This window comes from Gemmatimonadaceae bacterium (assembly GCA_030647905.1).
Lineage (GTDB): Bacteria > Gemmatimonadota > Gemmatimonadetes > Gemmatimonadales > Gemmatimonadaceae > UBA4720.
In genome coordinates this window covers 21585-42653 of record JAUSJA010000002.1, presented here as the reverse complement: position 1 = coordinate 42653, position 21069 = coordinate 21585, and the positions used below count along the sequence as shown (strand labels likewise).

The 21069-nt window shown below is 64.5% G+C and carries 17 protein-coding genes; 10 read left to right on the top strand and 7 right to left on the bottom strand.

Annotated features, from left to right (window positions below; translation table 11 throughout):
• Positions 1-5 precede the first annotated feature (5 nt).
• The 6 genes from Q7S20_00240 to Q7S20_00215 all read left to right on the top strand — a co-directional run bounded on the left by Q7S20_00240 (position 6) and on the right by Q7S20_00215 (position 6024).
• A complete protein-coding gene (locus tag Q7S20_00240) occupies positions 6-932 on the top strand; it encodes an NADH-quinone oxidoreductase subunit H (protein MDO8500254.1) in 927 nt (308 codons plus the stop codon).
• Positions 929-1570 (top strand): hypothetical protein, encoded by a 642-nt coding sequence (locus tag Q7S20_00235; GenBank protein MDO8500253.1) that lies wholly within the window; start codon positions 929-931, stop codon positions 1568-1570. The genes Q7S20_00240 and Q7S20_00235 overlap by 4 nt, the downstream gene beginning before the upstream one ends.
• Before the next feature lie 7 nt (positions 1571-1577).
• Positions 1578-3023 carry a proton-conducting transporter membrane subunit gene (locus Q7S20_00230; GenBank protein ID MDO8500252.1) on the top strand — a complete coding sequence of 482 codons (1446 nt, stop codon included), beginning with the start codon at positions 1578-1580 and terminating at the stop codon, positions 3021-3023.
• Positions 3020-4531, top strand: a complete 1512-nt coding sequence (locus Q7S20_00225; GenBank protein ID MDO8500251.1) for a hypothetical protein — start codon at positions 3020-3022, stop codon at positions 4529-4531. Before Q7S20_00230 ends, Q7S20_00225 begins: the two co-directional genes overlap by 4 nt.
• A gap of 344 nt (positions 4532-4875) precedes the next feature.
• A complete protein-coding gene (gene nuoB, locus Q7S20_00220) occupies positions 4876-5358 on the top strand; it encodes an NADH-quinone oxidoreductase subunit NuoB (protein ID MDO8500250.1) in 483 nt (160 codons plus the stop codon).
• A gap of 141 nt (positions 5359-5499) precedes the next feature.
• Complete coding sequence (locus Q7S20_00215; protein ID MDO8500249.1) at positions 5500-6024, top strand: hypothetical protein; 525 nt, start codon at positions 5500-5502, stop codon at positions 6022-6024.
• 15 nt (positions 6025-6039) lie between these two features.
• Here the strand turns inward: Q7S20_00215 and Q7S20_00210 are convergent, their stop codons facing one another.
• A complete protein-coding gene (locus Q7S20_00210; GenBank protein MDO8500248.1) occupies positions 6040-7068 on the bottom strand; it encodes a deoxyhypusine synthase family protein in 1029 nt (342 codons plus the stop codon).
• A gap of 213 nt (positions 7069-7281) precedes the next feature.
• On the opposite strand from Q7S20_00210, the gene Q7S20_00205 reads away from it, so the two are divergent.
• Positions 7282-8262, top strand: a complete 981-nt coding sequence (locus tag Q7S20_00205) for a threonine/serine dehydratase (protein MDO8500247.1) — start codon at positions 7282-7284, stop codon at positions 8260-8262.
• Positions 8263-8298: 36 nt separating this feature from the next.
• On the opposite strand, the gene Q7S20_00200 is transcribed toward Q7S20_00205, so the two are convergent.
• The gene (locus Q7S20_00200; GenBank protein ID MDO8500246.1) at positions 8299-8463 is read right to left on the bottom strand and encodes a hypothetical protein; all 165 of its coding nucleotides are present in this window, start codon (positions 8461-8463) and stop codon (positions 8299-8301) included.
• Between the two features lie 213 nt (positions 8464-8676).
• Here Q7S20_00200 and Q7S20_00195 point away from each other — a divergent pair, with 213 nt between their 5' ends.
• Complete coding sequence (locus Q7S20_00195) at positions 8677-11796, top strand: Ig-like domain-containing protein (protein ID MDO8500245.1); 3120 nt, start codon at positions 8677-8679, stop codon at positions 11794-11796.
• Here Q7S20_00195 and Q7S20_00190 read toward each other — a convergent pair.
• From Q7S20_00190 to Q7S20_00180, 3 genes are read right to left on the bottom strand one after another with little or no spacing between them, the layout of a single operon-like run.
• On the bottom strand, positions 11793-12713 hold the full coding sequence (locus tag Q7S20_00190; protein ID MDO8500244.1) for a biotin-dependent carboxyltransferase family protein: 921 nt from the start codon (positions 12711-12713) through the stop codon (positions 11793-11795). The two genes, Q7S20_00195 and Q7S20_00190, sit on opposite strands and share 4 nt — an antisense overlap.
• Positions 12714-12759: 46 nt before the next feature.
• Positions 12760-13422, bottom strand: coding sequence for a 5-oxoprolinase subunit PxpB (pxpB, locus tag Q7S20_00185; protein ID MDO8500243.1), 663 nt, complete (start codon positions 13420-13422; stop codon positions 12760-12762).
• On the bottom strand, positions 13419-14192 hold the full coding sequence (locus Q7S20_00180; GenBank protein MDO8500242.1) for a 5-oxoprolinase subunit PxpA: 774 nt from the start codon (positions 14190-14192) through the stop codon (positions 13419-13421). Before Q7S20_00180 ends, pxpB begins: the two co-directional genes overlap by 4 nt.
• Before the next feature lie 40 nt (positions 14193-14232).
• Between Q7S20_00180 and Q7S20_00175 the strand changes: the two genes are divergently transcribed.
• The gene (locus tag Q7S20_00175) at positions 14233-15558 is read left to right on the top strand and encodes an MFS transporter (protein ID MDO8500241.1); all 1326 of its coding nucleotides are present in this window, start codon (positions 14233-14235) and stop codon (positions 15556-15558) included.
• Here the strand turns inward: Q7S20_00175 and Q7S20_00170 are convergent.
• On the bottom strand, positions 15531-16817 hold the full coding sequence (locus Q7S20_00170; GenBank protein ID MDO8500240.1) for a M48 family metallopeptidase: 1287 nt from the start codon (positions 16815-16817) through the stop codon (positions 15531-15533). The genes Q7S20_00175 and Q7S20_00170 overlap by 28 nt on opposite strands.
• A gap of 199 nt (positions 16818-17016) precedes the next feature.
• Between Q7S20_00170 and Q7S20_00165 the strand changes: the two genes are divergently transcribed.
• Positions 17017-20217: a hypothetical protein gene (locus tag Q7S20_00165; GenBank protein MDO8500239.1), complete on the top strand. Its 3201-nt coding sequence runs from the start codon at positions 17017-17019 to the stop codon at positions 20215-20217.
• A 33-nt stretch (positions 20218-20250) separates the two neighbouring features.
• Here Q7S20_00165 and Q7S20_00160 read toward each other — a convergent pair whose 3' ends face one another.
• Positions 20251-21048 (bottom strand): LysM peptidoglycan-binding domain-containing protein, encoded by a 798-nt coding sequence (locus tag Q7S20_00160; GenBank protein MDO8500238.1) that lies wholly within the window; start codon positions 21046-21048, stop codon positions 20251-20253.
• Positions 21049-21069 lie beyond the last annotated feature (21 nt).

Here is a 21069-nt window from a genome sequence, read left to right as displayed (position 1 = left end):
GCCGAGTGAACATCACGACGTCCGCGGCGTTTGCCTTCATCCTGGTATTGCTTCTCGCTCCTGCTGTTGCTGGCGTGGCGACGCGGACGAAGTCGGCGCTTACCGGTCGCCAGGGAGCGCCGGCACTGCAACTGTACTTCGATCTCTGGAAGCTCGTTCGGCGCGGTGCGGTGTTCAGCGAAACGACGACGTGGATCTTCCGGTTGGCGCCCGTCCTGGTGGTGGCGACGACCCTTCTGGCGGCGACGGTCGTCCCGCTGGATGGCCGTGTGTCACTCATCCGATTCAGCGGCGATTGGGTGGCGTTTGCGTACGTGCTCGGCCTTGGCCGCTTTTTTCTTGTGCTGGCAGCGCTCGATACCGGGTCGAGCTTCGAGGGAATGGGCGCGAGCCGGGAGGTCACTTTCGCGAGCCTCGTTGAAGTCGGCCTGTTCCTGTCGTTCGGGACACTTGGCGTGGTGACGCACGAGCTGTCTCTGTCTGGAATGCTGGGCGTGCCTTTCGCGCGCCATTGGGCAGCAAACGCTCCGGCACTCGTAATGATCAGCGCCTGCCTGTTCGCGTTGCTGCTCGCGGAATGTGCCCGCGTGCCGGTGGACGATCCGGCCACACACCTCGAGCTGACCATGGTGCACGAAGTGATGGTTCTCGATCACAGCGGCCCGGACCTCGCGCTGATTCTGTATGGAAGCGCGCTGAAGCTCGCTGTTCTCGGCGCGATGGTTGTCAGCGTGCTCGTGCCTCGCGCGAATCTGTCAGCCGCGGGCTCGGTCGCCGTGCTCGGGGGCGGGCTGCTCGCAGTTGGAGTCGGTATCGGCATCGTCGAGGCGACGATGGCACGACTGCGGCTGCCGAAGGTACCGTTGTACCTCGCCGGCGCCTCATCGCTCGCGCTGTTCAGCCTCATCCTCGTGCTCTGGAACCCGGCGTGACGCACTCGTCGCTGCAGCTGCTGCTCCTCCTGGTGGTACTGACTGATTTCGCTGTGTTGGGCACGTCTCGCCTGAGCGCCTGCATTCGCTGGATCGCGTTCCAGGGCGCGATTCTGGGACTTCTTCCATTGGTCACGGAGGGCGAGCTCACGACGCATGTGGTCGCGCTCGCGATTGGCACGGTGATCGTCAAAGCGATACTGCTCCCCGGGTTTCTTCGCTGGGCTATCCGGGAGGCCGCGATTCGGCGTGAGGTCGAGCCCCTCGTGCCTTACATGGGTTCGATGCTTCTCGGCGCCGCTGCACTTGGCGCGGCGTTCGCCGTCGCGAGTACGATGCCGGTTTCGGCGCGCGGCAGCCTCGTTGTGCCTGTGGCACTCGTGACCGTGATGATCGGTATGGTCATACTCATCACGCGCGCAAAGGCAGTGATCCAGGTGGTCGGCTACATGATGCTCGAGAACGGTGTTTACATCTTCGGTCTCACTCTCGCCCGCCGAGTCCCTTTTCTGGTCGAGGCGGGGGTCCTGCTCGATGTCTTCGTCGGCGTGTTCATCATGGGCATCGTCGTGTTCCACATCAACCGCGAGTTTGACTCGATCTCCGCGGTGAATCTGACCGAGCTGCGCGAATCATGAGAGGGATGTGCTGATAGAACTTCTGATTGTGGTGGTCCCCCTCGCAGCCGGCGCGCTCGCCTATGTGGTTCAGGGGGCTCGAGCGCGCTCGGCGTTGCTGCTCACGATCGCGACACTACACACCGGCGCCGTCGGCCTGCTATGGGTGCATCAGGCGGACCGGGCGCCTGGCGGCTGGTTAATGGCCGACGAACTGGGCCTCGTCGTTCTCAGCACCGTGAGCGTGCTTTTCCTCGTCGTGGCGTACTACGCGGTGGGCTACCTCCGCGACCAGACTCCACGCGGCGGGCGCGCCTTCGTGAGCTGCCTCCTGGCGTTCCTGTCCGCCACATCGCTGGTCGCCCTAAGTCAACATTTGGCGCTGCTGTGGGTTGGGATGGAATCCACAACGCTCGCCATTGCGCCGCTGATCTATGCGCGCCACGACCGGCGCTCGCTCGAAGCAGTGTGGAAGTACCTCGTGCTCTCGTCCGTCGGAATAGCACTCGCACTGCTCGCGGTGTTTCTACTGGCGACAGCTCAGCCTGTAGATGGCGGCTCGCGAGCGCTTCTGCTGCCGGACCTGATTGGCGGCGCCAGCCGCCTGGACCCGTGGTGGTTGCGAGCATCCTTCGTGTTCGCGCTGGCCGGGTTCGGTACCAAGATGGGACTCGCTCCGCTCCATACCTGGAAACCCGATACGTACGGCGAGGCGCCGAGTCTCGTCGGCGGCCTGATGGCGGGGGCACTCACGAGCTGCGCCTTTCTGGGTCTGGCGCGTTTCACTCAGGTCGCGATGGCCGCCGGTCTCCAGGACTTTGTGCGGCCACTCCTGATCGCGTCCGGCCTCTTCTCACTGCTCGTCGCCGCGGCGTTCATCATCGGCCAGGCCGACGTCAAGCGACTGCTCGCGTATTCAAGCGTCGAGCACATGGGGCTTCTCGTGCTCGGTCTGGGGATCGGTGGAGCAGGGGCGTATGGCTCAGTGCTTCACCTGATCAACAACGGACTCGTCAAGGGCATGCTGTTTCTGGCCGTCGGGAACCTGGTGCTTGCCGCCGGGACGTCCGTCGTGGCCGACATGCATGGCATGCTGCGCGTGCGTCCTGTGTCGGCGTGGCTGTTGGTGATCGGCCTGTTCGCGGTCACCGGATCGCCGCCATTCGGACTCTTTATCAGCGAGTTCTCGATCATCACCGGCGCCGTGCGTGAGCATCATCCGTGGGTCGCCGCCGCGACGGTGTTGATGCTCACGATCATCTTTGTGGGAATCGCGGGGATGATAATCGACATCGTCTATGGTGAACCCGCCGGCGCGGCTGACGAGTCGTCGTCCGGCGCGGAGCGACCCTCATTCGTGGTGGGACCGGTGATTCTCGCGAGCATCGTACTTCTGCTCGGCTTGTACATCCCGGCCCCGTTGCGCGCAGCGATCGGTCGTGCCGCTGCATCGCTGGGCGGGATGAGGCCGTGACGATCCTGCCTGGTGCGCGAATCGGCAATCGGCGAAGCGTCCGACTCGCCGACGTTCCAACGCTGCCAGTGACGGAAGTCGCCACCGTGATCTCGACGGCGATCGGTGATCAATGGCGCCTCGTGTCCCTGTTTGGCGTCCCCGAAGCCGAGGACCGATTGCGGCTCATCGCCGTGTTGGCGCACGACGAGAGCGGGCAGCTCGCCGTCCTGAGCGCGATCGTCGGGCAACACTATCCCGCGCTGGGAGCCGCTTGTCGCCAGGCGGCGCTTTTCGAACGCGAGATCGCGGAGCAATGTGCAGCAGCGCCCGAAGGGCACCCCGCGTTGAAGCCGCTGCGCCGCCATCCTGCCGACCACGCGCCTTCGTCGTGGCGCATCGAGGAGCGTAGCCACGCCGAATATCGGTTCTCCACGATCGCCGGAGACGAGGTCCACGAAGTGGCCGTCGGACCGGTCCACGCAGGCATCATCGAACCTGGACATTTCCGAATGCAGGCGCATGGCGAGGAGGTTCTCTCACTCGAGATCATGTTGGGATATCAGCACCGGGGAGTGGAACGTCTTCTGGAGACGTTGGACCGGGCACGCGCGATCTACGTCGCCGAGTCGATCGCTGGCGACTCGGTCATTGCGCACGCCAGTGCGTACTGTGGTGCAATCGAGGCGCTCGCCAGGAGCCGCAAGAGTCCTCGCGCTCAAACGATTCGTGGCATCGCGTTGGAGTTGGAGCGGCTCGCGAATCACATCGGGGATCTCGGTGCGATCTCTGGCGACGTGGCATACCAGCCTGCAGCTGCATACTTCGGCAGAATGCGCGGGGAGTGCCTGAACCTGCTCATGACGATCTCGGGCAACCGTTACGGGCGCGGACTCATTCGGCCGGGTGGGGTGACGTTTGACATTCCGGACGAGATGGGTGAAGAGATCGGGCGGCGTGTCCGGCGGCTCGGCCAGGACCTGCGCCAGGTGGCTGGCCAGTTTTTCGGAGCCGCATCCGTGCAGTCACGCCTGGAAGGTGTGGGCGTGGTCACGAAGGACGTTTGCATCGCGCGCGGGTATGTCGGCCTGGTCGCGCGAAGCTGCGACGTCGCGCTCGACGTGCGACACGATCATCCGTACGGGGTGTTCCGCTTCGCGCAGATTCCGGTGGCGAGAGCCTGGGCGGGCGACGTCTACGCGCGCGCGCTCGTTCGGTGGCTGGAGATTCAGCGCTCACTGGACTTCGTCGCGGAGCAGGTGCGTGCATTGCCGAAGGGTGAGCTTCGGTCGCCGTGTGCCGCGCTTGCTCCCGGCGAACTGGTCGTCTCGCTCGAAGAAGGGTGGCGTGGGGAAGTCGCCCACGTGCTTCTCACAGATGATCGTGGTGGCGTCCGTCGCCACAAGGTGACCGACCCATCGTTTCACAACTGGGGGGCGCTCGCCATGGCGATGCCCGGAAACCAGATCTCTGACTTTCCGCTCTGCAATAAGAGCTTCAACCTGTCATATGCCGGCCATGATCTCTGACCGTCCCGACCATCGCCACGGTCGGCGCCAAGGTGAAGCCCCGGCGTCGCGAACCGGAGGCGTCGGTGTTTGAGTTCCTGCGAACATGGGTCGAGCAGCGTGGACAGACCTCGCCCTTTCCCACAGAGGACACGCCATTCCCTGAGCGGTTCAGAGGGCGCCCGAATGTCGGCTGCGTGGGAAATGCCGCGCGCGTGGATGAGTTCTGCGCGCAAGTCCCATCCGGGGCGGCCCGCAAGGGACCGCGGGGTCTTCCCGTGATCGATCTCGGAACGTGTTTGTTTTCGCCGGAGGAGGCGTCCGAAAGCCACGGATGCCGGACGATCTACACGCGGGACTTTCGGATGGCGACGAGCGCGCGCGAGGGATTGGTCACTGCGACCGGCGAAGTGGAGCTCGCGCGCGCTCTCGATAAGAAAATGCGCCAAATCCTCGGCAGGTCGCTTCGACTGCGCTCCGTCGTCGCCGGGAGTTGCAATGGCTGTGAGTCGGAAATGGTCGCGCTCTCGAACGTCGTTTTCGACATGGCGCGCTTCGGCGTGCAATTTGTCGCGTCTCCGCGCCATGCGGACGGAATTGTAATCACCGGAGTTGTGAACTCGAACATGGTCGAAGCGCTCGAGCGATCCTACGCCGCCGTCCCGGATCCGCGAATCGTCGTCGCTGTTGGGGCCTGTGCCGTGAGCGGAGGACCGTTTCGAGGAAGCTCCGCGATCGTCGGGATTCCCCCATCGATTCCGGTGGATTTGTGGATACCGGGGTGTCCACCGCACCCGCTTACGATACTCGACGGCCTGTTGCGCCTTGTCGGCCGCATCGCCGGCTGATCCGTGCGCCGGCGGTCTGATCCGCTCGGTCGATCTCAGGCGGGGCGTTCGAGAAGTCCAAGCGTGCCCAAAGGGTCCGGTCCGCGTTACCATTCCCCTCGGAGAGCGTCATCAGAGACAGTACCCTTCACTCCGATTTCGATGAGACATCCGCTTCTTGCCGCGTCAGCCGCAATTCTCGCCGCGTCCGCCTGCACGATGAAGGACACGGCAGCGCCTGATGCTCCTCCGACCTACCGCCTCACCGCGACAGTCACCGAGAACAACAGCTGCGCGGTGACGGTCATGGCCAAGACCTACTCGTCCATAGGCCAGATCCGCGGCGACGTGCCGAGCAAGTTCATCGGGACGATTCCCGACAAGAGCTATCACGGCTTCGGCTGCTGGGTTGCAACTGACGGAGGCGATGGCGATCTGATCATCCTCTTCTCGGGCAACAATCTCGGCAAGCCGCTGGATGTCGGCACCTATCCGCTCCGCTTCGAGATCCTCGACAACACGCCGCCGATGATGGCGCAGGTCAGCTTCCGTCCCTCGGCACTTGGTGGCGACAACCTGCGCACGACGGACGGCGCGGCGGGAAGCGTCGTGGTAGAAAGCACCCCGTCGGGGGGCCGTCAGATCCGGGCCGACGTTGACGTTGTCCGCTGGGGGTCCAGCTTCTGAAACTGAGACGTCCGGCTACCAGCCCAGAATCAGTGCGAACATGAGCGGCGCGACGATGCTCGCGTCGCTCTCGATGACGAACTTCGGCGTGTCCATCGCCAGCTTGCCCCACGTGATCTTCTCGTTCGGCACGGCGCCCGAGTAGGATCCGTAGCTCGTCGTAGAATCGGAGATCTGACAGAAGTATCCCCACACCGGAACATTGTTGCGCTGCAGATCCTGGTGCAGCATGGGCACCACGCAGATGGGGAAATCGCCGGCGATGCCGCCGCCGATCTGGAAGAAGCCGACGGTGCCGTCGGTGGAGTTGTTCGTGTACCAGTCCGCGAGCACTATCATGTACTCGATTCCCGTCCGGACGGTGTGGACGTTCTTGACGTCGCCGGAAATGCAGTGGCCAGCGTACATGTTGCCGAGCGTCGAGTCCTCCCACCCCGGAACGAACATCGGGAGGTTCTTTTCGGCTGCGGCGATCATCCACGAATTCTTCGGATCTATCTGATAGCTGCCTTCGAGCGAGCCGTTCTTCAGGATGCGGTACATGAACTCGTGCGGAAAGAGACGCCCGCCGCGCTTGTCGGCGGCGATCCACTCGTCGAGCACCGCCTTCTCGATGCGCCGCATCGCCTCCATCTCGGGGATGCAGGTATCGGTCACGCGGTTCATGTGGCGATCGAGCAGATCCTGCTCGTCACGCGGTGTCAGGTCGCGGTAGTGCGGCACGCGCTCGTAATGATCGTGAGCGACGAGGTTGAAGATGTCCTCCTCGAGATTCGCTCCCGTACATGTGATCGCCTGAATACGTCCCTGGCGGATCATCTCCGCGAGCGAGATGCCGAGCTCGGCGGTGGACATCGCGCCGGCGATGGTCATCATCATCTTGCCGCCGCCGTCGAGATGCGCGGAGTAGGCATCGGCGGCGTCAATCAGCGTCGCGGCGTTGAAGTGACGGTAATGATGGCGCAGAAACGCCGACACCGGGCTGCCGCGCGTTCCCGCCGCTGTGACGGAAGCGCTCTTTCGAGGAGTGTCATTATGGCTCATGCGTGATAGCTAACCGAAACCCGGGAAGGCTGTCAAGCGACGGTCACGCGAGCGGCGCTGGTGCGTCGAGTGGCTATTTTGCGCCGCGTGTCGCACAATTGGCGGAAGGCGGCACATACGCCGAGTTCGAGAGCGAGGGCGGCGTGTTGCTGGCGATTCATCTCCTTCTCCACGGCGTTGCGTCTGGCACTCAGATAGAAATCAGGGGAAACAATGACATCGCAGGCAGTTGATTCACCGCTCGTCACGCTGCGCGATCTGAAGCGCGCCGCCGAAGTTCTGGCGCCGGTCGCCATTCGCACTCCGCTGCTCTACGACGACGTCCTCAGCGACCGCCTCGGCGCTCCCGTATGGTACAAGCCGGAAGGTCTACAGCGCGCCGGTGCGTTCAAGTTTCGCGGCGCCTACAACTATCTGCATTCGCTGCCCGCCGACGTACGAGCGCGCGGGGTGGTCGCTCCGTCGTCGGGCAACCACGGTCAGGGTGTTGCGATGGCGGCGAAACTGTTTGGCGTTCCGGCTGTCGTCGTGATGCCGACGAACGTGACCGCCGCCAAGCGCGCCGGTGCGGAACGTCTCGGCGCGCGGATCGTGCTGTCCGGCACGACGACTCAGGACCGGGCGGAGAAAGCGCGCGAGATCTGCGATGAGGAGGGGATGACGCTCGTTCATCCTTACGACGATTTGACGATAATCGCCGGGCAGGGAACGGTCGGTCTCGAAATCGCCGAAGACATGCCCGACGTGGATACGGTGCTCGTTCCCGTCGGAGGTGGTGGACTCAGCGCGGGCGTGGCAACGGCGATCAAGCTCCTTCTGCCCGGCGTGAAGGTGATCGGGGTCGAACCCGTCAGCGCGCCGAAGCTGTATCGCGCGCGGCAGAAAGGGGCGCCGGTAAGGCTCGAAGCGACCGGCGGCCTGGCGGACGGGCTGCAGGCGACCGAGATCGGCGGACGACCGTTCCTGCATCATCAGGCGTACATTGACGACGTGGTGCTGGTGGACGATGCGCCGCTCCCCGCGGCGATGCGCCATTTGCTGGACCGTCTCAAGATTGTCGTCGAGCCCAGCGGCGCGATTACAGCTGCGGCTTTGCTCACAGGCGCGGTGAAGCCGTCCGGAGCGACGGTGGCAGTGCTGAGCGGCGGGAACATCGAGTGGCCCGGGCTGCTTCAGCTCCTGTCAACGGAGTAGCTCGTCCGCGAGCGACGGGCCATCTCCTCCACAATGTCAAAGCTGGCTTGTGCAGTGCGGGCAACGCGTCGCGGCGGCGTCCACTTCCATCTGGCAGTACTGGCATCTTCTCACGGCGACAGCGGGGGGCGCCGGCTTCTCGATCAGCTTCGCGATGCGCCACACGACAAAGCCGATTCGGTAGTGGGTCAGTTTAGCCATGTCTCTGCACTTGCCACGAAGACACGAAGCACACGGAGGAAAACGGTTGTTGGGGGAACTGCGGGACCACGCATAGTGCGGTGCTGAGGGCCTCCATTCTCCGTGGCACGCAGGGCGGCTCGCCTCCATCCTGCCAACTCGAAACTGACCCACTACGGCCGGCGTCAAGGGCGTTGTTTGGCCAAGTGCCAATCATTAGAATGGATAGCTGCCATGTCAAATCCACCGAACGACTTCAATCCTCGAGGTGAAGCCGCCGATTCGCAATCGGCGCGTGTTCGCTCGCGCGGAAGTCGCTCCGAGGCTTTGATCGCGGCTGCCGCGCGGGGAGTCCGGCTGAAGTTGACCCGGGAGACGTTGCTTCGCGGGGCGGCGCTGGTCGCGGCGTTTGGTTGGGCCTGCGGCGAAGGGACAGCGCCGCCGGTGCCTGTCGTCACGGTGCAGATCGTGGTGTCGCAGGCCGTCGAAGTCGTTCCTGGTGGAACGCAGATGCTCACCGTCGTGCCGAAGGACGCGACGGGCAACGCGCTCACCGACCGGCTCGCGACGTGGTCGAGCTCGGACTCGACCAGGGTCACGGTCGCCGCAGGTCTCGTGACTGGCGTGGCGCTCGGAACGGCCACGATCACGGCAACGGTTGAAGGGCACGCGGCCACCGTGGATGTGAAGGTGAAGAACGGCGCGGTCGTCTCGCCGGCAGGGACTTCGTTCTCCGTCCTGAGCGGAGCGGTTGCCGTCGCCGTGCCAGCCGGCGCGGTGTCGCAGACGACGAACATCACCGTCGAGCCCGCGGCCAACGCCCCGCCGAATCCGCGCCTCATGCCGGGCACGGCTTTCGACTTCGGCCCGAATGGCGCGACGTTCTCGCAGCCCATCACGCTGACCATCAAATACGATACGGCCAACGTCGCTTCCGACAGCCCCGAGAACGGACTGCAGCTGTACGAGGCCAACGGATCATCGTGGCGCGTCGTTCCCGGAAGCTCGGCCAATCTCACCGCGAAAACCGTTACGGGCGCCGTGTCGCACTTCAGCACGTACGCGGCGATGATGCAGCCCAGGGTCGAAACCGTCACCATCGGCGGCGATCTCTCGGCGATGGCGGTCGTCACCACGCGTCAGCTCAGCGCGACAGTCAAGGACAACGAGGGAACGACGCTCACGCGACCGGTCTTCTGGAGCAGCTCCAACCCCGCGGTTCTTTCCGTGGATGCCGAGACTGGAGTTGCGACCGCGAAGGTCCTCGGGTCGGTGACGGTGACGGCGTCGTCCGAGGGCAAGTCGGGCACGGCGACAATCTCCGTCGTTCCGGGGCCACCATCGAAGATCCTTGCGTTCGCCGGCAACAATCAGTCGGTCACGGCTGGTGCAACGGCGCCCGTCGCTCCATCGGTAAAGGTCACGGACGCCGGAGACAATCCGATCGCGAATGTCGCCGTGACATTTGTGGTCTCGACGGGCGGCGGGACGATCACCGGCGCGACCACTACGACCAATGCGTCGGGCATCGCCACAGTGGGAAGCTGGACGATTGGAACCGTTGCCGGACCCAACACGCTGACGGCGACGTCTCCCGCGATCAGCGGCGCGTCGGTGACGTTCCAGGCAGTGGGCGGCGCGGGCCCGCCGACCACCGTCACCGCGTTCGCCGGCAACAATCAGACTGGCACCGCGGGCGGAAACGTCGGAACGCCGCCATCGGTCAGGATCACAGACGCAAACGGCAACTTCGTCTCTGGATTCACTGTCACGTTCGCGCCGGCGAGCGGCAGCGGTAGTGTCACCGGAGCGACGGTAGTGAGCGATGCATCGGGCATCGCGGCCGTCGGAAGCTGGAAACTGGGTTCGACACCGGGCCCGCAATCGCTCACCGCGACCGCAAGCGGCCTCACCGGCAGCCCGATCACGTTCAACGCTACAGCGGTCGCGCCGGTACCAAGCACGATCGCCGGGTACGCCGGCAACAATCAGACTGCGCGGCCATCGTTCGCGGTCTCGACTCCGCCGTCGGTCATCGTGACCGATGTTGCGGGCATTCCGGTCCCTGGTGTCGCCGTCACCTTCGCCGTCACCTCCGGAGGCGGCAGCATCACCGGCGCCACGGCGACGACGAACGGCGATGGCATCGCCGCGGTCGGGAGCTGGACGCTGGGCCCCGACTTTGGTCCAAACTCACTGACGGCTTCGGCGGGAGCTCTGTCCGGAAGTCCAGTGACGTTCAACGCCACCGCCGCCTCACCACCGCCCAGCGCGATCGCGATCAACGCCGGTGACGGTCAGACCGCTTTTGCAGGCCAGCCCGTTGCGATTCCGCCGTCGGTCAAGGTGACCACTGTGGACGGCATTGGCGTCGCGGGCGTGAGTGTCACGTTCAGCATCCGGAGCGGAGGCGGGACGATCAACGGCGCGACCTCGATAACCAATGCGTCGGGCATCGCCACCATCGGAAGCTGGGTTCTCGGCATCGGCGGCAACTCGCTGTTCGCGTCAGTTCCCGGACTGAGCGGGGATCCGGTGATCTTCGTCGCTCTCGGAACCGCTGAAGTTCAGATCGTGACGTTCGGGGATTCGAACACCGACCTCGGGTTCCAGGGCACGGATCCGTCGGCCAAGGTCGGCTCGTATGTGTCCAGCGCCAATCCGACGATCAAGCTCGGCGCGAACTCGCCGAACAGCACGCTGCAGCTCGCCGGGAAGATCGAGGCGAGATGGCGCGCCAATAGCACGACGACCATCCGCGCGGTCAATCACGGCATCGCTGGCACTTCGACGGGAACCGGGACAAGCATTCTCTTCGCGCCCAATGCGCTCCAACAGGTAGGAGGCGTCACGCGCTTCCGCGGCGAGGTGCTCGGCGATGCTTATCCGTGGAGCGGCGGCGAGCCGATCAACTCGTTCTATCCGAATGGGGCGATCCAGCGCGTCCAGGCGTTCAAGCCGCGCAGCTCCGACTTCGGATACATCTCGATGGGGACCAACGACATCGGAGTGGGAGTGTCAACGACTGCGATCCGCAACAACCTCGCGATCATGATAGACGACTGGACCAGCATCCGCGGATTGTCGCCCAGCCGCCTCATGATCACGACCATTCCTCCGCGTCAGCCGTCCGAGAGCACGAATATCCCAGAGCTGAACTCGAAGATCCGCGCGCTTGCCCTGGCCAAGGGCATTCGCCTCGTTGACATCTCCGCGTTAGTCTCGACCGATGACGGACGGACATGGAAGGACCCGACGCTGCACGTCACCAACGACGAGCTGCATTACGCGGAATCGGTCCGGGACTCGATCGCGGATCAGGTCGTGTCCATCATGCTGCAGCTGACGCCCTAGTCGCAGAGACACCACTCTCTCACCTGCGCCAGAAGCCCGGCCTGTGCTTCCAGTTCTTTCTGCGCCTGTTCTACAGTGACCGGCTCGAGCGAGATCGCTTCGCCCGGGAGTCTCTGAGCCAGCGCGCCCAGATCTGCCGAGATTACCGCGCCGGCGATGCGATAGCCGCCGATCGTCGGGGCGTCCGACATCAGCACGATCGGCTCGCCGTCCGGTGGAAGCTGGATCACGCCTGGACACACGGGCTCGGATGTGATTGACGCGCCGTTCTCGCGAGGCTCGCCCACCAGTCTATAGCCTGTGCGGTCGGATGCGTGCGAGACGGTGTAGCGCCCCTCGACCGTCACCGCGTCACCGCCTTCAGCCGGTACGAATCGAATCGCCTCGCGCGAGCGCACAGGGCGAAGCTCATTTGGTAACGCGTCGCTGAACTGGCGTCGCCTCCGCCCGCCGCTGGTTCCGACCGTTAGCACGTCTCCTCCTTTGATACGGCGACCTTCGAGCCCGCCGAATCGCCCGGGCGCATATGTGCTTCGGCTCGTCATGACCACGCCGCAGTCAATGCCCCCGGCAAAGACGATGTACACGAATCGTCCGCCTGTGATGGCATCTATCGAAAGAGTCTCCCCGGCCGCGGTGCCGTATGCTCTATACGCATCCAGCTGCGTCGAGCCGAGTGAGACCGACGCCTCGGCGCCGCCGACGGCGAATACCGTAGCGTCGCCGAACTCGAGCTCGCCGCCGGTGAGCGCCCACTCGATTCCGGCAGCCCCCATGTCGTTCCCGAGCAGCACGTTGAGAGTCGTAAGCGCCGGCAGATCCATTGCTCCCGCCCGAGGCACGCCGCTGGCGAGAAATCCCCGCCGACCCGTGTCCTGCACCGTCGCGTACGCCGGCGCTTTCCTGACGCGGATCACGTGCTCCATCCGTGCGTGGCGATGCTCTCATCACGAGAGAACGTGCTCACATCACCACCTCGAATCGCACTCTGTCGCCCGCCTCGAGCAATGCTGGCGGATCCCGCTCCGGATCGAACATTCGCTGATCGGTCGATCCGATAAGGTGCCATCCGCCCGGAGTCGCAGACGGATAGATCCCGGTCTGTCGCTCGGCGATCGCGACCGCGCCCTCGGGAACGCGCTTGCGGGGTGACTCGCGACGCGGCAGAGCGAGCCGGCTGTCGAGAGGGCCGAGATAGGCGAACCCCGGCACGAACCCGATGACGAACACCCGGTACTCGGACACCGTGTGAATTCGAATTACATCTTCGACCGACAGCTTCGCGAGCCGCGCGACTTCCTCCAGATCCTCGCCGTCGTATCTCACCGCGATTCGGTGGAGCCGCTCGGCGCGCCGGCGGGACGCACTCTCGCCCGGCGGCACCGCGATGGCCTCGACGGCCGCGAGAATCTCGCGGTGAAGATCAGCGTATTCGATCGTCAGCGGATTGTAGTAGACGGCAAGCGCGGCGTACGAAGGCACGACGTCGGTGACTCCGCCGATCCTCGCCGCGGAGATGGCATCGGCCTGACCCACGACGCGCTCGCTCAGCTCCTCGCTGATCCCTTCGCCGAGCGTGACCGTGATCGCCGAGTCTCCAAGTGGCGAGATGCGCGGCCCACTCATCGAGCGAACGGCAGAATGCGGATTCCTGATTCTTCGAGCCGGCTTCTTGCGAGGCGCACAGTCGCGAGAGCGTTGCGGCTGTCCCCATGCATGCAGAGCGACTGGGCGGAAATCGCAACGACCGATCCGTCCATCGCCCGGACCCGCCCGTCGAGTACGATCTCCACCGCGCGAGCCGCCGCGATCCCGGGATCCTCGATGACGGCTCCTTGCTGATCGCGCGGAACGAGCGCGCCATCGCTCTGATACGCCCTGTCAATGAATGCTTCCCGCGCCACCGCCAATCCGCGTGCCGTTGCCTCGCGCTCGAGCTCGCTGCCGGGCAGGGTGAGGACGACGAGCGATTCGCTCACCTGCGCGACACAACCGGCGAGAAGCTTCGCGAGCTCCGCATCCCGCGCCGCGCGGTTGTAAAGGGCGCCGTGGGGCTTCACGTACCGGAGCCGCGCGCCGGCTTCATCGCAGCATCGCGAAAGGAGCTCGATCTGCGCCGCGATCGATGCGGCCATCTCGACGGGCCCCAGTTGGAGATCTCTCCGTCCGAATCCCTCGCGATCGGGATAGCCGGGATGCGCGCCGATGCTCACACCTCGCTCGCTCGCGGCAACTACCGTGCGGCGCATCACCTCGAGCGACCCTGCGTGCGCACCGCACGCGATGCTCGCTGACGACACGACGTCGAGTATGGCCTCATCGGCTGCGTATCCGTCGCCGTCGTGCTCGCCGAGGTCGGCGTTGATGTCAATCGAAATGAGCGGTTTGTCGGTCAATGGTTGTCCGAAATCTCTGGCGTGACGTAAGATAAGCGCCATGCCGAACGCCAGGGAACTCGAGAAGGCTCCCCGCGGAATCTGGCGGGTGATCGCCGCATCCACCGCTGGTACGATGATCGAATGGTACGACTTCTTCATCTTCGGCAGTCTCGCGACGATCCTCTCCACACAGTTTTATCCCCCGGGCAACGCCACTGCCAGCTTCCTCAAGACGCTCGCGACATTCGCAGTTGGCTTCGCGGTCCGGCCGCTCGGCGCGCTGTTCTTCGGGCGCATCGGCGATCTCGTGGGGAGAAAGTTCGCGTTTCTCACCACGCTTCTTGTGATGGGCGGAGCGACCGCGGCAATCGGCATTCTTCCAGGATACTCCCGGATTGGCATGGCCGCGCCGGTAATGCTCGTCATTCTCCGGATGCTTCAGGGCCTCGCCCTCGGTGGCGAGTACGGCGGAGCCGCGGTGTACGTCGCGGAGCATGTTCCCGACTCGCGCCGCGGATTCTACACGAGCTTCATTCAGACCACCGCGAGCCTCGGCCTGTTCACGTCGCTGATTGTGATCCTCGTGACCTCGAGATTGCTCGGCGAGTCGAGCTTCGCTCAATGGGGATGGCGAATTCCGTTTCTCCTGTCGCTGCTGCTCGTGGCGGTGTCGTTCTACATCCGGATGCAGCTCGGTGAGTCACCACTGTTCGCGAAGCTCAAGGCGGCGGGCAATGCATCTGTCTCGCCGATCCGCGAGAGCTTCGATACGTGGCCCAAATGGAAGGTCGTACTGCAAGTGCTGTTTGGAGTCACGGCGGGGCAGGCGGTCACGTACTACGCGTCGCACTTCTACGCTCTCTTCTTTCTCCAGACCGTTCTCAAGATCCCCGCCTCGCAGGCGTACACGATCGTCGCGGTCGCCGTCGTGATCGGCACACCGGCATTCGTGATCTTCGGACGGCTCTCCGACCGGTTCGGTCGCAAGCGGATCATGATGGCCGGCAATCTGTTGTCGGCGCTATCGTACTACGCGCTCTATCGCGCGATGACATCGTTCTCCTCGCCGGTCAATGCTCCCGCGATCGTCGCGATCATAGTCGTGATGATTGCCCTCGCGGCAATGGTGACCGGGCCTGTTGCGGCGTTCCTCGTCGAGTCCTTCCCGGCGAAAGTCCGCTACACGTCCATGTCGCTGCCGTACCACTTCGGCAACGGGTGGTTCGGCGGGTTCCTGCCATTGATCGCGACAGCGCTCGTCGCCCGCACGGGTAACATCTACGCTGGACTGATGTACCCGATCGGGATAGCGCTTCTCACTTTCATCGTCGGGTCACTCGTCCTGCCGGAGACGCGTCACCGGAGAATCTGGGACGAGGTGTAGTCGGCGCGATGCTCCGCCTTCCAGCGCATTGACGCGTAGATGCGCGTCCTGCCGCTGGGATGATCGAAGAAGATGAACTCCTCTATTGGCCCCGGATCCAGCTTCCGGTACTCCGACAATAGCAGCGCCGCCTGGGCGAAGCCGTCCGGCTCGCGCGCGGCATTGAGACCGAACATGTCCGCCTCGGCTTCCGTGGCCCGGGTGAACGACGTCAGCAACGGGCCCGTGACGAGAGTAAAGACGACAAGGATCCCCACCACGACCGGCAATCCAGCAGGATCGCCGATGTCGCGCACCCCCCAGCGCTCTCCCCATCGGCCAACGGCGCGCCCGAACGCCCATTGGAGGAAAGAGAACATCACCACGATAAAGATGCTGAGGAACATCAGGAACTTGTACACGTGATTGAGCACGTAATGTCCCATCTCGTGTCCGACCACCGCCCTTACTGACTCCGGTGTGGAACGGTTCAGCAGGTTGTCGTTGAGCGTGATGCGCATCGTGCCGAACACACCCGATACGTTCGCGCTGATGCGCTTCGACTGTTTCGAGGCGTCAACCACGAACACGTCGTTCGCCTCTATGCCGTTGGCGCGCGCCAGCGACAGTATCGGCTCGCGAAGGCGTTCGTCGGTGAGAGGCGTGACCGTGTTGAACAGGGGAACGATGAACACCGGTGCGATGAGTGCCCCGATCGTCGCGAGGATGACGCCGACCACGGCGCCCCAGACGGTCCACGTGCGAGGAAAGCGCCGGACGACACCGTAGAGTGCGGTCACCGCGAGCCCGCCGAGAATGACGGCGACCAGAAGCCCCTTGGCCTGATCGCCGAGCCACTGTCCGAGGTTCTGGGTGGACAGATCATACTGGTGCTCGCGGATGAATCCCGTGTAAACGGTGAAGGGGAAGGCGAGCAGCGTCGTCAGGACGACGAACTGCGCGTAGTAGAGAAAGGTCTGTACCGGTCTCCACCGGGCCCGCCGCTCCGAGAGGTTCCGCATGCCGCGCGAAATTCCGGTGCGCAGCAGCAGGACCATGATGGCGATCGTGATGAGGCTGTCCCAGAGGCCTATCCAGTAGCCGCCTTCAAAGTAGGCGTCGGAAGCGGCTCGCTTGTCGGCGGGGAGGGTGGCGAGGTAGGCGTTAGTGGCGGCGACCGGGTCGAGCGGCACTCCCGGCTGGAACTGTGCCGCGAGAGGAATCGTCCCGCCCTGTGCGGTGCTCGTGGAAAGCTGGTAGTAGCCGAAGGACTGAGGCATGCGGCGCTCGGTGAATGTGTTGGCCTGACTGCGGCGCGGCAAACATAGGGAAGCGCAACGCCGGCAACAACCGTCGCCCCATCTCCGGGGCCGCTCCAACACTTACCGCCTGCCGGACGTAGTTGCATCATTGGTCCGACTGTCGCGCGTCCGGTCTGTTTTGAGCTGGTCGGCGCCGCCAAACCCCACAACCACAACAATGCGTACACTTCGTGTCCCCCTGCTCCTCGCCGGCGCCGCTGTGTTGCTCGCCGGGCCGGTCAATGCCCAGCTCTCGGCCCCGCTGGATTCGGCGGCCCTCGCCGCCTTCCGATGGAGGTCCATCGGCCCCGCCAACATGGGCGGCCGGGTCACCGACATCGAAGTTGATCCACGGAACTCCAAGGTGTTCTACGTCGCCACCGCCACCGGCGGAATCTGGAAGACGGTGAACGCCGGCACGATGTTCTTCCCGCTTTTCGACAAGGAGCGCGTAATCTCGCTTGGTGACATCGCCATCGCACCCTCCAATGGCGACATCATCTACGCCGGCACCGGCGAAGAGGACTCCCGCAATTCGCTCTCGCCCGGCGGCGGCATCTACAAGTCCAACGACGCGGGCAAGACGTGGAAGCTGATTGGCCTCGAGAAGACACAGGCGATCGGCCGCATCGTGGTTGATCCGCGCGATCCGAACATCGTCTACGTCGCCGCCGTCGGACAGACGTGGGCGACCAACCCGGAGCGCGGACTCTACAAGAGCACCGACGGCGGAGCCACGTGGAAGCTGGTGAAGTTCATCAGCAACAAGGCCGGGTTCGTGGACCTGGCGATGGACCCGGCCGACCACAACACGCTCTGGGCGTCGAGCTGGGAGCGCATGCGCGGACCGTACTTCCTGCAGAGCGGCGGACCGGGCAGCGGGCTCTGGAAGAGCACCGACGCCGGCGAGACGTGGACCGAGATCAAGGGCGGCGGCTTTCCCTCGACGATGAAGGGACGCATCGGCATCGCTGTCGCTGCGTCGAACCCGAAGGTCATCTATGCGATGGTCGAGGCGGACACGCTGCAGAAGGCGCTGAAGAAAGGTGAGGTTCCCGACACGTCGAAGGCGCAGCGGACGAACAGCGGGCTGTATCGCACGTCCGATGGCGGTGCGACGTGGACGCTCCTGCAGCGTAACGCCGGCGACGCCCGGCCCTTCTACTACTCGCAGGTGAGAGTGGACCCGAAGAACTCCGACCGCGTGTACTGGATGTCGTCGGTGTTCCGTTTCTCCGATGACGGCGGCAAGACCGAGCGTCGCGGGGCGCTGTCAATTCACACCGACTGGCACGCGATGTGGATAGATCCAGCCGATCCCGACCATTTCATCATCGGTGACGACGGCGGAATCGCGATCACGTGGGACAAGGGCGGGACGTATGACTTCCCGAACACGTTCCCGATCGGACAGTTCTACGGCGTCAGCTTCGACATGAGCAAGCCGTATCGCGTGTGCGGCGGGCTTCAGGACAACGGAACGTGGTGTGGGCCAACGCGCACGCGCGGCCGCGACGGTGCGAGCAACGCGAGCTGGTTCAACGTTGGCGGCGGCGACGGCTTCTACAGCGCGATGGATCCGACCAACCCCAACATCATCTACAGCGAGTCGCAGGGAGGCAACGCGTCGCGTCTGGACGTCGCCAACGGTGCGCGCTATCCGATCATGCGCAGCAATGCCGGCCGCATCAACTTCGAGGATTCGCTCATCGTCGCACGCGGCGACACGGTGCAGCCGGTGAACCTGCGCGTCACGAGCGCGCTCGATGCCGTCCGCGCGCGCGCGCGGGCCGATTCCGCGGCGCGGTACCGTTTCAACTGGTCCGCTCCGTTCTTCCTTTCACCGCATTCGCCAACCACGGTTTATATGGGCGGCAATCGCCTTCTCAAGTCAGCAAACCGGGGCAATAACTTCTATCCGATATCGCCCGATCTCTCGACGGCCGATTCGATGCGCATCCGCGTCAGCACGAAGACGACTGGCGGAATCACGCGCGACGCGACGGGCGCCGAGACGTATGGCACGATCACCACGATTGCGGAATCGCCGGTGCGCCCGGGCATTCTCTGGGCGGGGACCGACGACGGCAACGTCTGGGTCAGCACGAACGACGGCGGCAGCTGGACGAACCTGACGAAGCGGTTCCCGGGCGTCCCGCCGAAGACATGGGTGAGCAGGGTCGAAGCGTCCAACTTCGACACGGCGACCGTCTACGTGTCGTTCGACGCGCATCGTGACAACGATTTCAGGCCATATCTCTTCGTATCGAATGATTTCGGCCGCACGTTCCGAGCGATAGCGAACAATCTTCCGAGCGGCGGCGTGGACTACGTCCACGTGGTTCGCGAGGATCCGTACAACCGCGACCTGCTTTTCGTCGGAACCGATGTAGCCGCCTATGTCTCCACGAACCGCGGGGCGTCGTGGCAGCGCTTCATGACGGGCCTGCCGACGGTCCCCGTGCACGACCTCAGGATCCACCCGCGGGACCGCGAGCTCATCGCCGCGACCCATGGCCGCTCCATCTGGATCACTGACATCGCGCCGCTCGAGCAGATGGCCGACACCGTGATGGGACAGCGCGCGTATTTCTTCCAGCCGACTCAGGCCTACCAGTACGCGCAGCAGTTCACCCAGCAGTGGAACGGCAACAAGATCTACGTTGCCGACAATCCCCAGTATGGGGCGACGTTCACCTATCGCCTCACCGCCGGTGATGCTCGTCGTGACACGACGCGCATCGTCGTCACGGACGTGAAGGGCGACGTCGTGCGCCGGCTGACGGGACCTGGCGGCGCGGGAGTGCATCGTGTCAACTGGGATCTGCGCGGAGCGCCGCGTCCGCTGTCGCCGTCAGGAGTTCGTGACAGCATCAATGCGGCGCGGATACGGCGCCAGCGCGAGGATTCATTGCGTGCGAGCGGTGACACGACGGGTGCCGGGCGCAATCTCCCTGGCATGGATACGACCGCAATCGGCAACCTGCGGGACTCGATGACCGCGATGCGTGTGCGCGGAGACACCGCCGGTATGCGCGCGCTGCGCGAGCGGATGCAGGCGCAGGGTAGAGGGCCCGGTGTGCCGGGTGGTCCCGGCGGCCGCGGCCGTGGTCAGGGCGGCTTTGGGCAGCAGCCCGGAGAGATCAACCTTCGTCCGGCGGAAGCGCCTCCTGGTGGCGTCCCCGGCTTTGGCGGTGGCGGCGGTGGCGGCGGCGGGGGCGGCCGCTTCGGCGGCGGTCCGCGACCCGGGCCCGCGGCGGCCGAGGGCGACTATCTCGTCACCATCACGGCCGGCGGCACGACGATGAAACGCGTTGTGCACGTCGAAAGGATCGGAGAAATCCCCGAGGACACCGGCTTCGGCGGAGACGAGCACTGACGGGCAGCGGGTCACGGGCAGCGCGGGTCGCCTCTAGATCTTCGGACCGCGCGGCTGCCGCTGGCGAGGCGCGGGCTTCGGCGGCGGCTTGGGACGCGGTCCCGCGGCCTTGACGATGAGCCGGTCACCGATCCTGACCTTGTCGCTCGGCAGATTGTTCCACTTCTTCAGCTGCTCAGTCGTCGTGTCGAACCGCACGGCAATGCTGGAGATCGCGTCCCCGCGTCGCACCACATAGTAGATCGGCTCGTTGATCATCGCCGCGACCGCGGCTCTGATCCGGCGCTCCCTGATCGCTTCCACCCGCTGCGCGTCGAGCCGCCGGTTGACATGCTCAATGAGGCTGTCGAGGGCCGGCTCATCGCCGCGTGAGGCGGCGAACTCCTCCTTTGCCCCGTTGGCTTGTGACACGCGTACGCCGTGAGCTGTAAGGAAGTACAGCCGGCTCTTCTTCATCGTCAGCAGCATGTCGTTCGGGAACTCATACTGGAGAATCGTCGCTGGCGCGTCCTCGTTCTGCAGCTTGTCGCTCGGCGCAATGCCTATGAAGATGACGCGGTCATTGGTCGCGACGAGAAGGCCATTCGCGGCGCGATAATAGTCGGTGGGCCGCCGCTGAAAAGCCTTCGCGTAGCGTTCGACGTGCTCGCCGTAGTGGAGCATCCCGCCATTCAGCTCCCGTGCAGCGGACTTCCACGCACCGCGGGCGTCCATGTGCCGCATGAACACGGCGTACCCGAAAATCATGAGGCCCCCGATCACGAAAACCAGTCCGATCAGGGTTCGCTTGATGACACGGAACCACCTGTAGAGTCCTTCCGATTCCTTCATTTCGCAGATTTAGGTGGTTCC

Coding starts and splice junctions, on each gene's coding strand:
- nuoB (MDO8500250.1), top strand. CDS start 4,876: ATGGCGACGAGCGCGCGCGAGGGATTGGTCACTGCGACCGGCGAAGTG.
- Q7S20_00215 (MDO8500249.1), top strand. CDS start 5,500: ATGAGACATCCGCTTCTTGCCGCGTCAGCCGCAATTCTCGCCGCGTCC.
- Q7S20_00210 (MDO8500248.1), bottom strand. CDS start 7,068: ATGAGCCATAATGACACTCCTCGAAAGAGCGCTTCCGTCACAGCGGCG.
- Q7S20_00205 (MDO8500247.1), top strand. CDS start 7,282: ATGACATCGCAGGCAGTTGATTCACCGCTCGTCACGCTGCGCGATCTG.
- Q7S20_00200 (MDO8500246.1), bottom strand. CDS start 8,463: ATGGCTAAACTGACCCACTACCGAATCGGCTTTGTCGTGTGGCGCATC.
- Q7S20_00195 (MDO8500245.1), top strand. CDS start 8,677: ATGTCAAATCCACCGAACGACTTCAATCCTCGAGGTGAAGCCGCCGAT.
- pxpB (MDO8500243.1), bottom strand. CDS start 13,422: ATGAGTGGGCCGCGCATCTCGCCACTTGGAGACTCGGCGATCACGGTC.
- Q7S20_00175 (MDO8500241.1), top strand. CDS start 14,233: ATGCCGAACGCCAGGGAACTCGAGAAGGCTCCCCGCGGAATCTGGCGG.
- Q7S20_00170 (MDO8500240.1), bottom strand. CDS start 16,817: ATGCCTCAGTCCTTCGGCTACTACCAGCTTTCCACGAGCACCGCACAG.
- Q7S20_00165 (MDO8500239.1), top strand. CDS start 17,017: ATGCGTACACTTCGTGTCCCCCTGCTCCTCGCCGGCGCCGCTGTGTTG.
- Q7S20_00160 (MDO8500238.1), bottom strand. CDS start 21,048: ATGAAGGAATCGGAAGGACTCTACAGGTGGTTCCGTGTCATCAAGCGA.